Source organism: Thermoplasmatales archaeon, assembly GCA_014361245.1.
In the GTDB taxonomy this organism is placed as follows: Archaea; Thermoplasmatota; E2; order UBA202; family JdFR-43; genus JACIWB01.
Genome location: JACIWB010000036.1, coordinates 1 through 13,701, shown reverse-complemented (window position 1 = coordinate 13,701; position 13,701 = coordinate 1). Strand labels below are relative to the sequence as shown.

Genomic DNA, 13,701 nt, shown 5'->3' with positions numbered 1-13,701 from the left:
GGTCCACTCAATATAGAGGGGAGAAAACAATATGCTCTAATAGTCATTGATGATAATTCAAGATTACACTGTAACATTTATGATAGAATAAAAACAGAAGATGTGACCCATTCTTTGAAAGAAACTATTGAAAAATGGTGTAAGAAAGAAGGTATAGAAGTTGAATATACTCCTCCCTATTATCCACAAACAAAAGGAAAGATTGAAAGAGCCATAAGAACTTTCAATGAAGAATTTCTGAAAATGTTCTTTTATTACTTCAGGAATTTATTGAATGGTTTAACAATCATAGATACCACATGGGTATCCATGATTATCCTGCCAATGTATATTTTTCAAAAAATGTTACCGATGTTACTTGACAATACACAACAGAAATTAATTTAAACTTCTCATAAATAACAAAACAATGGAAACTCTTTCACCCTTAGAAAAAGAACTGCTTGTTAAGCTTGCAGAGAAAAACGGAAGAGCAAGCATTGAAGAAATTGGGATGGATATGGTTAAGGCTATGAACGCCGCTTCCTGGCTCCAATCTAAAGGGCTTCTGAGGAGTGAAGAAAAAATTGTTAGAGAATATTTATTAACTCATGAAGGAAAAAAATTTTTTAAGGAAGGTTTGCCGGAGAAAAAGATAGAGGAAGGGGAAATAAAGGAGCTCGAAGAAAAATTTGGCAAAAAATTCGCAATTCTGCTTGGATGGGCTCTCAGGAAAGGATGGTGCAGGATCGATGAAATAGGCGACAAAAAATTCCTAAAAATAACTGATAAAGGAAAAAAAGAGATGCACTCAAGGCAGGCGGAGGAGGAAGCCCTGGAAAAGATAAAAGATGGAAATTATGATATAGAGGAAGAAATTCTGAATATTTTGAAAAGGAGGGATGCAATAAGGGAAAGAAAAAGGATTGCGAGAAGCTTTGTTCTTACTGAAGAGGGATGGGAAACAGTGAGGAAAGGAATAAAATTTGAAGAGGAAATTTCTCAGCTAACCCCAGAAATGTTAAAAAATGGAAGCTGGAAAGATAAAAAATTTAGAAAGTATGATGTGAAGGCATTTTCTCCTTCAATATATCCCGCAAAACTCCATCCATTAACTCAAATTATTGAAAAAATAAGAAGAATATTTTCTTCAATGGGTTTCAGAGAGATAAAAGGAAATTATATAGAATCATCCTTCTGGAACATGGATGTACTTTTTATACCTCAGGATCACCCTGCAAGGGATATGCAGGATACATTTTACTGCAAACTTCCTTCAATGGAAATAGATGAAAATATGCTTGATATTGTTGCTGAAATACATGAAAATGGGGGGAAAACTGGCTCGAGGGGATGGGAATATAAGTTTAACAGGGAAGAAGCAAAAAAAGTAATTTTAAGAACACATACAACTGTAAATACAATTCGCTATTTAATAAATAATCCTTCTCCTCCCGCAAAAGTTTTTTCCATAGAGAAAGTTTTTAGAAGAGAAAATATTGATGCAACTCATCTCCCAGAATTCCATCAGGTTGAGGGAATAGTCTATGAAAAAGATGCAAATTTTTGCATGCTGAAGGGCATTCTTAAGGAATTTTATTCAAAAATGGGATTTGAAAAAATAAGGTTTCGTCCTTCCTATTTTCCATATACAGAACCATCGATGGAAATTGAGGTAGAGTTCAATGGTAGATGGATTGAATTAGGTGGCTCAGGGATTTTCAGACCAGAAGTTACTGAGCCATTTGGAATAAAATATCCAGTGCTTGCCTGGGGGCTCGGGCTCGAAAGGATGGCAATGAATTTGTTAGGACTCAATGATATAAGAATGCTCTATTTCAGTGATATAGAATGGCTCCGTTCATTGCCTCTTCTTTAATTTTTTTAGCAATCTTTTAAGCAAATCTGTTCTTGTTACTATTCCTCTAATTTTTTTATCTCCTCCAACTATCGGAAGGCATCCAACTTCATTCTTTATCATTATTTCTGCAGCCTCTTTTATTGTTATTGTATCTATTGCGGTTATTGCCGGGCTTTTCATCACATCTTTTACAAGTAAATTCTTTATATGCGAGCTCTGCTTTCCCAATGCTATGCTTTTTTTCAATTTTGCAAAAGCATTTGCAATTTCCCAATCAGAAATCACTCCAATTATTTTACCATTTTTGACAACAGGAATTCTTGCTATATTTTTATCGATCATCAATCTTCTTGCATGAACAACCCTATCATCAGGAGAAACAGAAATAACTGGAAAACTCATTATTTCCTTTATACTGCCTTCATCATCAATGAGCGGAAGCAAATCGGCTTTTGTTATTACCCCTACAAGATGCTCATTTGAAACAACAGGAAGCATTGTCGGCCCTGGCTCACCAACAGTCTCAAGTATCTCTTCAATTGGTGTGTCCGGCGAGACAACATAAAATTTTTTCTCCATAACAGTCATTGCATGCATGCGGGCTGGCGTCACGCCCCTGCTTCTTATGCTCCCGAGCTTATCCGCTATCTTGTTATCAGTTACTATTCCAACAAGCTTTCCATCCTCGATTACCGGGGCTTTTGTTATTTTATATTTCTCCATCAGCTGAAGTATATAATCAACATCGTCTCTTTTATTTACATAAATAACTCCTTTTGTCATTATATCTTTTACTTTCATAAAATCACCTAAAGCTCAGCACAAAATTCACAGAGCATTCTTCCATCTACTTCTATAAGTTTGTCTGTAGCCATTCCGCATTCCTCGCATTTTCCTGCCATTGTTTCGCTTCTTTCATATTCAATCCTTTCTTTTGTTATTTTAGCCCATTCTTCAACCAAATCAATGAATAGAGGGGAGAATTGAACAATGTCTCTTTCTGTAATTATTCCAACAAGTTTTCCATTTTCTATTACAGGCAATCTCCTTATTCTATTTTTTCCAAGCAATTTAACTGCTTTTTCAATTTTTTCATCTGGAGAAATGCTGATTAAAGGAGTGCTCATTACATCCTTCACCTTTATTTTTGAAGCATCCTTTCCTTCTGCAACAATTTTTTTCAAGATATCGCTCTCTGTTAATATTCCGACTGGCTTACCATTTTCAACAACAATTACACTTCCAACTTTTTCAATTTTCATCTCCTTTGCCGCATCAATAACACTTGCCTTACTTTTTACTATAACAGGAGCTTTGCTCATTATATCCTTTACAAGTATTTCTTTCTTCATCAATGAATATTAAAAAACAAATAAAAAACTTTTCTTTACCAGAAATTTATCCCAAAATATCTAAGAATAAATAGAAAAGCAATTACAATAATTGCCATAGCGAAAAATTTTTCAATTATTTTGCCAGCCTTTATATAAGCGCTTCCTATCCTTGCTTTCATACCTCTCGTTGCAGTTGTAAGAAAAATTATCGGAAAACCATATCCTATTCCAAAAGCAAAAAGAAGCGTCCCTCCAATCAATAATGTCGCTTTTTGAGTCATAACCAGAATAAACACAGGGAGAACCAGCGATATGGCGCATGGCGCCCATCCAACAGCAAAAATTATGCCTAAAAAGAATGCACCCAGAAACAATGATTTTGAGCTTAATTTACCAAAAAATTTTATTCCCATTTCTTTAAATTGCCCTCCAACTTCTGTTTTTAAAGGCTTGAAAATGTTTATTCCTAGAATAAGAAGAATTATTCCTGCTATTAGATAGAATAGGGAGGAAATTGATATGAAAAACCCTACGGAGGAAATCATAATTCCAATTATGAAAAAAATAACGGATAAGCCAAGAGTAAAGAATATACCAGCTCCTAATCCAATTAATGCTTCCTTTTTAAAATTTCCATTGCTTTTAGTGGCAAAAACATAGGAAATCATTGAAATTAAAAGGGCGAGAGAGCAAGGAGAAAAAGAAGTTATCATACCAAGAATAAACATGCCAAAAAATGTTATTTTATTTTCACTCTTTTTGCTTATTACATCAAATTCTCCGGCCAAAATTTTTTTGGCATCTTCTAATAGCGACTCTGCTTTCTGCAAACCGTCTATTTCTCCTTTACCCATGCAATAAATATGATAGACCCTAATAACAACTAATGATTGATTAATCAATAATATTGTAGGATTTGCAAATGCTCCATCAACTATATAATATTTTGAGTATAAGTTTGCTATATTATAAGGCGGGAAATCTTCAATCCAGTACCATGTTAAATTAATTTTGTACCATTTTTCAGCAAGTGTTTTTCCATCTTCTGATGCGTAATTTTTCCTTATGTTTATAGTTACAATTGTGATATTATCTATCTTTTCTTCTGATATTTTTGCCAACTCAATAATCTGATCCCTCATCTCTTTTTCGCATTCGATACATAGAGGGTTCTCAAAATTCTGAATGTGAAGAATTGTAACATTTCCCTTGCAATCATTTAATGAAAAATTTTTTCCATCAACTGTTACTGAACTAAACAAAGGAGCGTGATTTTCATCATTTCCAGTTGATGGATGGCAAAAACTTAAAAGAAGAATTACCATCAAAATTATTGATGTAGATTTCATATTTTTGCACCATAATAGGATATAGAGTTATTGATGTATTTAGTTAGCCAATCCTTTCCAGTTCTTCCAACCTCCGAGTGCCATATTATACAGCTTTCTCCTTTATATTCTAATTTTGAAATTATGATTGTTAAAGGTATATACCACTGCCCCTCTAACGGATAATAAATATTGTACGCATCCCACGCCCTGCTATCGCTCCCATCCGCAGTTATGTCAACATATATAATATCATTCCCAAAGTTCTCCAGTAAATCTTCTAAATCCTTCTGCTGCTGTATGCATGGCAAGCAATTGTTACTATGAACCAATATTACGAGCGGCTTCTTTTCAATTTCTTTCAAAACCCATGAAGGATGCTCAACTTTTTCTCCAGCTTTTGGATGCCATGAAGGATAATCAATCCAGGAATCATCATCCCCATCCCCTATAATATATTTTTCATTTATTGAATTTTTAACACAACCAGTTAAAGCTATCATAAAAATTATTATTAGTGCAGTCTTCTTCATATTCTTTCCTCTATCAATCTTTCTATACTTTTTTTTATTTCATCTCTCACTTTTCTATATTCATCAATATTCTTTCCCTTTGGGTCGGGGATATTCCATTCAATTGTTTTTTCTTTTGGAGTTATCGGACAGCCATTCATGCATCCCATTGTTACAATAATATCATATTCTTTCTCCCTGCTTAATAATTTTGGCTTTTTATTGCTTATATCAATTCCTATTTCTTTCATTACCTCAATTGCCTTTTCATCTACCTTACTTGCTGGCTTTATTCCAGCACTCTCTGCCTCAGCATTTTTTGCGATTGAATTAAATATTACCTCTGCCATCTGGCTCCTGCATGAATTTTCAACGCAGAGGAAAAGAATTCTCTTTTTTTCGAACTTATGCCTTGTCTTGTTTGCTATTCCCACGAGACTAAGCATAATTGGCACTTCCTCAAGCACACCTACCACAGTAGCGAGGGCGGCACCTGATGCAAGTCCATATACAGATATGGCAACTGCCACTGCCAGTTCAAAAAAATTGCTTGCTCCTATCATTGCCGCTGGAGCTGCTATGCTATGAGGAAGCTTCCATAGATACGCCCATCCATAAGCAATCGCAAAAATAAAGTATGTTTGAATTGCAAGAGGAATTGCGATAAGCATTATATGGAACGGATTTGATACGATTATTTCTCCCTGAAAAGAGAAAAGAATGATTAGAGTTAGAAGCAATCCTATTATTGTAACTTTTCCCATCTTCTTCAAAAGAACTTTTTCCAGCCATTCTATGCCCTTCCTTTTTATTGCCCATCGCCTTGTTAAATAACCAAATGTCAGCGGAATACCAACAAAAAGAATAACAGATAAAAAAAGTGTATAATATGGAACAGCAAGCCCGCTTATACCCAGCAAGAAGGAAACTATCGGAACAAAAGCAAATAAAATAATCAAGTCATTTGTAGCCACCTGCACAAGAGTATAGCCAGCATCACCCTTGCTCAAATAACTCCATACAAATACCATTGCGGTGCAGGGGGCGGCGCCAAGAAAAACAGCCCCCGCAATATATTGCTTCTGCAAATCTGGAGGGATATATCTTGCAAATAAAATAGTTAGGAAAAAGGAGGCAAAAAGATACATTGTAAAAGGTTTGATAAGCCAGTTTGTTACCCATGTGATAACCAATCCTTTTGGTTTTTTTGCCGCATTTTTTATGCTATCAAAATCAACTTTTACCATCATAGGATATATCATCAGCCATATCAGCACAGCAACAGGTAGTGAAACATGGGCATATTCAAGATGATTTAAAATTTCTGGGAAGGCTGGGAAAAATTTTCCAATTAAAATACCCAAAATTATGCAAATTGCCACCCACAATGTAAGATATTTTTCAAATATTCCAAGCCTTTCCATTATTCACACTCCTTTATTATTTTATATGCAACTTTTTCTATCATTTTGATGATGCTATATATTTCATCATCTGACAAGGAATACATCGTCTTTTTCCCATCCTGCCTTCCTTTAACAAGCCCGCAATCTCGAAGCATTTTTAGATGATGCGAGACAAGAGACTGTTCTATACCAGTAAATTCAGATATTTCATTAACACATTTTTCTCCCTCTCCAAGGAATTTCAAAATTTTTCTTCTATTAGCATCAACAATACATTTAAGGAATTTATCATCCTTCATATGAATCGAAATTCATATAAAATTCCATTATTTAAAACTTATCTTAAAAATCTTTTTTCGAGGTTTTTTTCGTGCAGATATATTGCAAGTAATAGGAAAAGAGAAGAGAAAACTAAAAGAGCAAATAAATTAAAAAAAGGGGAAAAATATGCCTTCTCTCCAAAAGAATATCTCACAATATCAGTGGAATAGGTGAGGGGTGAAATAAACGAGAAATATCTTCCTGTCTCGGACAATTCTCCAATGGGTATAAAAATACCGCTCATAAAAATAAGTGGAAATTTTATGAGATTAGAGAACATCATAATGTTTGATGGAAGGCTTGTAGGAGGAAATGAAAATAGAATGCCAAGCGAAGAAAAGCAAAAAGCGGAAATAATTAAGCCAACAAACAAAAGGACAGGATGATAAATATTTATTCCAATACATATGGAAAATAATATAGGAACAGAGGATATGATAACACCAAAAATAAATGATGCGAATATATCTCCCATTATAATTGTTTTTATTGAAACAGGACAAGAAATCAATCTTTCAAGTGTTTTCATCTGAGTTTCCCACGGAGCTATAACCGGGGAAACAGCGGTTGATGTAAAGAATATGGTCATTGAAACCAATCCAGATAATAAAAAGCTAAGAGAAAGATTTCTTCCTATGTAAAAAGCAAAGAAAAGGAAAAAAGGGAATAAAACACCAAATATTATTATTGGTCCTTTTAAATAATACATTAAAATATCTTTTTCCGCAATTGTCCATACTTTTTTTAGCATTTTCCCTCCACCAATTTTATAAAAACATCTTCCAGAGAGGCTTTCTCTACATTTATGCTTTCTATTTTCAATCTTTTATCTCTTGCCAAATCAGTGATATAGTAGATAGTGTCATTTACCGATTCTGTTGATATTTTTATTGTCTTTCCATCTATTTCTGCTCCTTTAAATACTTTCTTTGCATCATCAAATTCCCTGTCAAACTTTACCTCAACTGTTATAGTTTTTCCTGTAATTTTCCTTAAATTTTCTGGGCTATCAATACAAATTATCTTCCCCTTTTTTATAATTGCCACTCTATCACACATTAAATTTGCTTCTTCAAGATTATGTGTTGTTAAAAAAATCGTTTTCCCTTCTTTTCCCAAATCCATTATCTTCGTTCTTATCAATCTCGCACTTTGCACATCCACACCGTTTGTTGGCTCATCAAGAAATAGTATTGGAGGGTCATTTATCATTGCCATACATAAAAGAAGGCGTTGTTTCATGCCCTTTGAAAGCTCTTTTGCCTTGCTATCCTTCCTATCATATAAATCAAATTCTTTCAAAAGGTTTCTCGCTTTTTCTTCAAAATTTTTTACATTATAAAGATGAGCAATAAAAGTTATATTTTTCCACACTGATAAGTCTGGGTATGCATTTGGCGTTTCAGGTAGAACACCTATCAATTCCTTAGCTTTTATTGTTTCTTTTAATATATCATAACCCGCAATTTTTGCATTTCCTTCGTCGGGCTTTATTATTCCAGTAAGTATTCTAAATGTAGTTGTTTTACCCGCCCCATTTGGGCCAAGAAAGCCGAATATTTCACCCTTTTTTACTTTAAAACTTATGCCATCTAAAGCAATGATGCTACCAAAGGATTTTTTTATATTATGTGCTTCTATAATAAAATTATTTTCCATTTTTAACTCCCTCTAAAAGATTAATAACAATCCTTCTCTTTTTCAATTTCCATATTTTTTCGGGTGCGCCGCCCCCCTCCTCCTTATATTCTGCTACTTCAATAATGCCAGCCAAGCTTAGTTCGGATAAATGGTAATAGAGAGTTGATGGTTTTATGTCCTCACCTATTTTTTTCAGATAATCATATATTTCTTTTGTGCTTTTCTTTCCTTTTCCAATGAACTCAATGATTAACCATCTGGTAGGGCAGTGAAGAGCTCTGATATATTTGTGGAGTTCATATATTTTTGATGTATTCATGTAATATCACAATATAATACTGTAATATTATAAAAATTTTTGGATAAATGGATTCTCCTCGAAATGAATGATATCTCTTATATCAAAATTTTATAAGAGCATATAGTCTATTTTGTCCAAGCTCTAAACTTATACCAACTTTCATAGCTCTATTTTCATCTCCTCTTACAAAATTATAAACTATTCTCCTAAGACTAAGAAAAGCATTCGCTGAATCAAAAGATTTGAAGGAATGCATTGTTTTATATCTTTGCTTAATATCTTCATTATATCTTTCAACTGGATTATTGTTATGTTCTAAGCCATATCTTTTACATGCTATTGGAACACCATGCACTAGCTTGCATACTTTAGAAAAATATTTGTTAAAAGCATTTCTGTAATGCTTTCTCCCATCACTAACAAAAACAACTCTTTAAAGAATTTTTTAAATAGGGAGAGAAAAATATTCTTGATAAGTCTCTTTCCTTTCTTAATAATTTTTTTAGATGAACAATATGGGCATTTAATTTCCCATCCCTTTACGAAATTTGCGGAAAATCTCTTTGTTTTGCATCAGCCTATGCTTTGCTTTTATCAGATTGTGTGATGAAGATATGTCCCCAATAATTTATTCCTTAAAATTACCGCTCTGGCCTCTTTGTAAATCCTATCAGGCTATACCATTCCTCGGGAAAATGCTCTTTGAAAATGCGAAAATAATACAACTCCTCTTTGCATCTCAAAAATTGGTATTTTTCTCTTGCAGAGTTATAATCTCTATCACCTATCTCGCTTTCCACAAATTTCTTCATTGTAAACATGGAGCCTGCACCATCTGAAAATTTGCGTTTTTCCTGCTCAGTTATGTATCTTGGCATTCCAATTTTATTCATCAGTTTGCGGAGCACATACTTATTAACACCATCATGAATTTTGTATGATGCGGGAAGTGAGAATGCAAACTCTACTATTGGCTGATAGACAAACGGCACCCTAAACTCAACACCATGGGCAAAGAACATTCTATCGTCTCTCTGAAAAGCGTTGTTATGCGCAGAATAAAGAAGGGAAAGCAGTTCCTCATGAAGAGATTCCCTGAATGTCTTGAGGTATGAATAGCCGGCAAAAAGCTCATCAGCACCTTCCCCAGAGAGGAGTGCATTCACAAACCTTGATGCCTCTCTCACCACAATATAGTTCGGGATGGCACTTCTTACAAGTGCAAAATCAAATGATTCAAGATAATATATCACATCTGGGAGCACTGAGAGCATATCCTCAAGGTCATATTCCACTGTTTTATGTCTTGTCCCGATTTCCTCAGCAAGTGCTTCCGCATGAATGGCATCTTCACTTCCCTCCTTGAAACATGCGGTGAATGTGCGTAAATCCGGCACTTTCTTTGATGCGTACCACACAATACAGGAGGAATCAATACCACCGCTAAGCAAGGCACCGCACTTCTCTGAGAGATTGAATGCAACCGCCCTTTTTAGCAATGCATCCAACTTTTTTATCGCAGTATCCATGCTCCATTCATTTGCCTTCTCCGCCGCCTTCAGCACATGATAACGCCTTCTCCGTATTTTTTCCTCCCTTATTATGACTTCTTCCCCAGGATTTATGTATTCTGGCATGCAGGGTAAGAGAGGTAAGAAGCCTTTTAATTCAGAGGCAAAATACACACACTCTCCTATCTTTGCGTAAAACATTGGTCTCACACCAAGATGGTCACGGAACAGATGAAACTCTTTTCCGTTCCAGAGTACTCCTGCAAATGCACCTCTGCATCCATCCATCTTTCTACATGCACTGCTCCTTGCAATTGCCTCCGCACCCTTAAATCTATACCATTTAGCATGACCATCAATTAGGCAAATTGCGTTATCACTTTCATACACATCGCTATCATTTGACTGCGCAATGCAAAATGCAAAGTTTTTTCCTGTAATTGTTCTCTTTTTCCTGCCTCGATAAACAAGCTTTTCAATCATTTTTTTAACGGTGTGCTTATCCACTTCTCCGATTACACCTGCAATACCACTCATTTCTCTTCCTCCTGAACTCTCCTTATGCGCTCTCTTTCATCAATTGGCTCACCTGTCTCTGGGTCAACTGACAGGCATGCACCGTTAATTATCCTTGTCACATCTTTACCCTTTGCACAAGGCCTTCCTCTTAATTGTGGCGCATCCAGCAATCCAATCTTTATCGCCTTAAAAATCACATCTGGGTTTGCAAGAGATGCATCACTTCCATCACCTAAGTTTTTTATAGCATCCAGCAACACACTGCATTCACTCTTTATTTTTCTCTTTCTCTCCTGCACCTCCCTATCGCATGCAAAGTCGGGCAAACCAAGCAGTGCGTTTTCAATCGCACCCCTTGCAATTTTGCAACTCTCAATCACCTCATCTGCGGTGGCTGCATGGTCTCCTTCAGAATAACCAACAACATGCACAATGTGCGGTTTTATAGACATTGCAAAAAAGATTGAGGAAGCCATCTGTCCCTTTGCCACATTAAAATCCGCAGATAAACTTGCCAAACCTGTCCTTACCATTCTGTAGATGCGAAAATTTTCATCCTGTAATTCCTCAACCATCTCTATCTTTGCCAGCATCTTTGCCAGGTCCATTTTTGGTGAGATACCCGGCGGGGTGTTAAACATGTACTGCATTACATAGTACTTCACACCAGCGGACTTTGCGATGTAGGTTGCTATATATGCAGTTGCAACCTCAATTACATCCGAACAATATCTCAGTGCCCACTGATGCGACTCATTCACCTCAACAGGAACACCATTCTGCGCATGCCATCTTATTACCTCTATGTTTTCTCTAATTGCATCGCGTAACTTTCTTTTGCTCCTCCCATCAAGCTCGCTATACCAGCATATGGGAATTGCACCCCAGGCATTGTTTATTCGCTCTTTAAGCATGATCGCCCATTTATCCAGGTCATTTGTGCCACTGTAACATCTAACCAGCGGGAAGTTTCCACATCGTGTTGCGCGATAAATCTCGCTCAAATCTTCTGGCTTGCGTAATGGCACCCCGCCAGCACCATCAAGCGCATGGTTCATAAACTCTGGCCTGAAAAAAAATTCCTGTGCATTCTGATCAGGACCAATTGAGAGGATATCAAGAACACCACTTTCTGCAATCTTTCTTGCCCCTTCCAATGTCTCTTTCATTGTAGGCCTTCCAAAATGGTGGCGAACGAGAGGGTAGGGATAGCAACGCTCAATTCGCTCGGGGAGCGTTTGTGCTATCGCGCTCCTTTCACTTTTTATCTGGATTCCCTTGAGATATGCTACAATGTCCATTGTACTCTCTGTTGAAAACACGCGGTCAAATGCCCCTGAAAGCTTTGCTTTTTCTGCAACGGAAGTAGTGCCTCCAAATATAAATATGGATTTCAGATTGTGTTTCTCTCTTGCCTCCTTTAACTCTCTGAACATCTGCTCTGCGCTCTCTGGTGTGAGGCGATAACTCAGTGCTACAATATCTGGCTTTTCTTTAAGGCAAAAATCAACAATTTGAGGTATGGTTAGCCCCTGCCCAAGAAATTCGGTTTTATAGCCAAGTGAATCAGCCAGTTCCATGAAATGGTAGAGGCCCATCACATGAATACAATTCCCGAGGGTTGCGCAGACAATTCTTTTCATATTCACGCACCTGTCGTTATATATTTTCTCAATTTACTCATGCTATACCCTTTTATTCCCATCTTTTCTAGTGTTCTTCCTTCCTTTCTGAAATCCGTTTCTAGGAGTGTGGAAGCAAGCGTAACCATAGCACTTATTGTGGGCGTTTCTGTACCTACATATTTACCGAATTCTTCTAACGGCACAAGACTGTATGGAATGTCCTCGTAGAGATATCTGTGTTGGATTGTCTTTGGGGCCATCACTCCTTTATATGCAGGGTTTCCGAGAATTGCATCATATAGTGTTTTTCCTGCACTGTCATATGAAAGATAGAGCCACTCTCTTGCAGTATGTACTCTTATGCCAAGTTTTCTTGCAACCTCAACCCGTTCCATATCCATTTTTTCAAGAATTTTTGATGTAGTCGGGCCTACACCTTCAATATAAAACTCAAAATCTGATTTTTCATCTTCAATTCTTGCAGCATTGAGTAGTGTAATACCAGGATGAAATATTGCCCCGATATTATCTAAGCTTGTCTCAAGCACATTACTTGCAGGTACAAACTGAGGATATATTTTGTTGATTATTTTAAGTGCCTCGGGCGTTCTGTAAGCTGGGAGGGCGGCGCATGCAACCGTATTTTTTACCTGGAAAATATGTGCTTGGGTGACATCCGTGTATCTTGATACATATATCAGTGATTGTGCTTCGCATACAATTACATCTGAGTTGCATCCATTGCTTTTAAGTACATGTTTAAATTCCAATGCACCACCTGTTCGGCCAGGATTCAGCACCACAATCTGCCCATCCTGAAGATATGGTGCACAGCGCTCAGCATAATATGCATGCCCCATTGCAGGCACAACCACCATGATTAGATGAGCACCATCTAGGCAATCTTTCAGGCTCTCTGTAGCATATACATTCCCGAAACCACTTATTATTCCCTGCAACTCAATTTTTCCATCTCTTTCCTGGATTGCTCTAATTCTTTCCGGATTTCTTGTATAGATTCTCGTATCAAAGCCCATCATTGATATATGGGCTGCCATTGCAAGCCCGCCATGACCTGCACCCAGCACCGCAACGCTCGGCTTTTCAACCTTTTTAGTTCTGCCATACATTTTCCTGTGAGTTTTCATAAATAATCACCATAAAGAGATGTTTTATCATAGAGATATTTTAATATTAAAGTGAGCATGATATTTAATATTTATCTAAACCCGCACTGAGACTGTCAACTTAACACCTCCAGATTGTAAAGACAAGCCCAAGCCACACTCCACCGTTTCCAGAATCTTTTAACTCTTGCCTTGAATAAACTATACCATCCTTCTATAGCATTTCTTTCTCCAAA

Annotated in this window: 14 protein-coding genes and 1 pseudogene; 2 read left to right on the top strand and 13 right to left on the bottom strand. The window is 36.4% G+C overall.

Going from position 1 to position 13,701, the window contains the following annotated elements; translation table 11 throughout:
- Positions 1–114: 114 nt before the first annotated feature.
- Positions 115–387: a DDE-type integrase/transposase/recombinase gene (locus tag H5T45_06020; protein ID MBC7129266.1), complete on the top strand. Its 273-nt coding sequence runs from the start codon at positions 115–117 to the stop codon at positions 385–387.
- 22 nt (positions 388–409) lie between these two features.
- Entirely contained in the window at positions 410–1,858 is a 1,449-nt protein-coding gene (locus H5T45_06015) for a phenylalanine--tRNA ligase subunit alpha (GenBank protein MBC7129265.1), read from the top strand.
- On the opposite strand, the gene H5T45_06010 is transcribed toward H5T45_06015, so the two are convergent.
- The 13 genes and pseudogenes from H5T45_06010 to H5T45_05950 all read right to left on the bottom strand — a co-directional run bounded on the left by H5T45_06010 (position 1,841) and on the right by H5T45_05950 (position 13,468).
- Complete coding sequence (locus H5T45_06010; GenBank protein ID MBC7129264.1) at positions 1,841–2,641, bottom strand: CBS domain-containing protein; 801 nt, start codon at positions 2,639–2,641, stop codon at positions 1,841–1,843. The two genes, H5T45_06015 and H5T45_06010, sit on opposite strands and share 18 nt — an antisense overlap.
- Before the next feature lie 8 nt (positions 2,642–2,649).
- Positions 2,650–3,192: a CBS domain-containing protein gene (locus H5T45_06005; protein MBC7129263.1), complete on the bottom strand. Its 543-nt coding sequence runs from the start codon at positions 3,190–3,192 to the stop codon at positions 2,650–2,652.
- Between the two features lie 35 nt (positions 3,193–3,227).
- Complete coding sequence (locus H5T45_06000; GenBank protein MBC7129262.1) at positions 3,228–4,523, bottom strand: cytochrome c biogenesis protein; 1,296 nt, start codon at positions 4,521–4,523, stop codon at positions 3,228–3,230.
- Positions 4,520–5,035 carry a thioredoxin family protein gene (locus tag H5T45_05995; GenBank protein MBC7129261.1) on the bottom strand — a complete coding sequence of 172 codons (516 nt, stop codon included), beginning with the start codon at positions 5,033–5,035 and terminating at the stop codon, positions 4,520–4,522. Before H5T45_05995 ends, H5T45_06000 begins: the two co-directional genes overlap by 4 nt.
- The gene (arsB, locus tag H5T45_05990; GenBank protein ID MBC7129260.1) at positions 5,032–6,438 is read right to left on the bottom strand and encodes an ACR3 family arsenite efflux transporter; all 1,407 of its coding nucleotides are present in this window, start codon (positions 6,436–6,438) and stop codon (positions 5,032–5,034) included. Before arsB ends, H5T45_05995 begins: the two co-directional genes overlap by 4 nt.
- On the bottom strand, positions 6,438–6,719 hold the full coding sequence (locus tag H5T45_05985) for a winged helix-turn-helix transcriptional regulator (protein MBC7129259.1): 282 nt from the start codon (positions 6,717–6,719) through the stop codon (positions 6,438–6,440). Before H5T45_05985 ends, arsB begins: the two co-directional genes overlap by 1 nt.
- Before the next feature lie 38 nt (positions 6,720–6,757).
- On the bottom strand, positions 6,758–7,492 hold the full coding sequence (locus H5T45_05980; GenBank protein MBC7129258.1) for an ABC transporter permease: 735 nt from the start codon (positions 7,490–7,492) through the stop codon (positions 6,758–6,760).
- Positions 7,486–8,400 carry an ABC transporter ATP-binding protein gene (locus H5T45_05975; GenBank protein MBC7129257.1) on the bottom strand — a complete coding sequence of 305 codons (915 nt, stop codon included), beginning with the start codon at positions 8,398–8,400 and terminating at the stop codon, positions 7,486–7,488. The genes H5T45_05980 and H5T45_05975 overlap by 7 nt, the downstream gene beginning before the upstream one ends.
- On the bottom strand, positions 8,390–8,701 hold the full coding sequence (locus H5T45_05970) for a winged helix-turn-helix transcriptional regulator (protein ID MBC7129256.1): 312 nt from the start codon (positions 8,699–8,701) through the stop codon (positions 8,390–8,392). Before H5T45_05970 ends, H5T45_05975 begins: the two co-directional genes overlap by 11 nt.
- A gap of 82 nt (positions 8,702–8,783) precedes the next feature.
- Positions 8,784–9,110 (bottom strand): annotated as a pseudogene (locus H5T45_05965) (DDE-type integrase/transposase/recombinase).
- Between the two features lie 214 nt (positions 9,111–9,324).
- Positions 9,325–10,731, bottom strand: a complete 1,407-nt coding sequence (locus H5T45_05960) for a hypothetical protein (GenBank protein ID MBC7129255.1) — start codon at positions 10,729–10,731, stop codon at positions 9,325–9,327.
- Positions 10,728–12,356, bottom strand: a complete 1,629-nt coding sequence (locus H5T45_05955) for a cobalamin B12-binding domain-containing protein (protein ID MBC7129254.1) — start codon at positions 12,354–12,356, stop codon at positions 10,728–10,730. Before H5T45_05955 ends, H5T45_05960 begins: the two co-directional genes overlap by 4 nt.
- A gap of 2 nt (positions 12,357–12,358) precedes the next feature.
- Positions 12,359–13,468 carry an NAD/NADP octopine/nopaline dehydrogenase family protein gene (locus H5T45_05950; GenBank protein MBC7129253.1) on the bottom strand — a complete coding sequence of 370 codons (1,110 nt, stop codon included), beginning with the start codon at positions 13,466–13,468 and terminating at the stop codon, positions 12,359–12,361.
- Between the last annotated feature and the right edge of the window lie 233 nt (positions 13,469–13,701).

Excerpts from the sequence above, each read along its gene's own strand:
- H5T45_05985 (MBC7129259.1), bottom strand. The coding sequence starts at position 6,719 with ATGAAGGATGATAAATTCCTTAAATGTATTGTTGATGCTAATAGAAGA.
- H5T45_05995 (MBC7129261.1), bottom strand. The coding sequence starts at position 5,035 with ATGAAGAAGACTGCACTAATAATAATTTTTATGATAGCTTTAACTGGT.
- H5T45_06015 (MBC7129265.1), top strand. The coding sequence starts at position 410 with ATGGAAACTCTTTCACCCTTAGAAAAAGAACTGCTTGTTAAGCTTGCA.
- H5T45_06000 (MBC7129262.1), bottom strand. The coding sequence starts at position 4,523 with ATGAAATCTACATCAATAATTTTGATGGTAATTCTTCTTTTAAGTTTT.
- H5T45_05960 (MBC7129255.1), bottom strand. The coding sequence starts at position 10,731 with ATGAGTGGTATTGCAGGTGTAATCGGAGAAGTGGATAAGCACACCGTT.
- arsB (MBC7129260.1), bottom strand. The coding sequence starts at position 6,438 with ATGGAAAGGCTTGGAATATTTGAAAAATATCTTACATTGTGGGTGGCA.
- H5T45_05980 (MBC7129258.1), bottom strand. The coding sequence starts at position 7,492 with ATGCTAAAAAAAGTATGGACAATTGCGGAAAAAGATATTTTAATGTAT.
- H5T45_05975 (MBC7129257.1), bottom strand. The coding sequence starts at position 8,400 with ATGGAAAATAATTTTATTATAGAAGCACATAATATAAAAAAATCCTTT.
- H5T45_05950 (MBC7129253.1), bottom strand. The coding sequence starts at position 13,468 with ATGTATGGCAGAACTAAAAAGGTTGAAAAGCCGAGCGTTGCGGTGCTG.
- H5T45_05955 (MBC7129254.1), bottom strand. The coding sequence starts at position 12,356 with ATGAAAAGAATTGTCTGCGCAACCCTCGGGAATTGTATTCATGTGATG.
- H5T45_06010 (MBC7129264.1), bottom strand. The coding sequence starts at position 2,641 with ATGAAAGTAAAAGATATAATGACAAAAGGAGTTATTTATGTAAATAAA.
- H5T45_06005 (MBC7129263.1), bottom strand. The coding sequence starts at position 3,192 with ATGAAGAAAGAAATACTTGTAAAGGATATAATGAGCAAAGCTCCTGTT.
- H5T45_05970 (MBC7129256.1), bottom strand. The coding sequence starts at position 8,701 with ATGAATACATCAAAAATATATGAACTCCACAAATATATCAGAGCTCTT.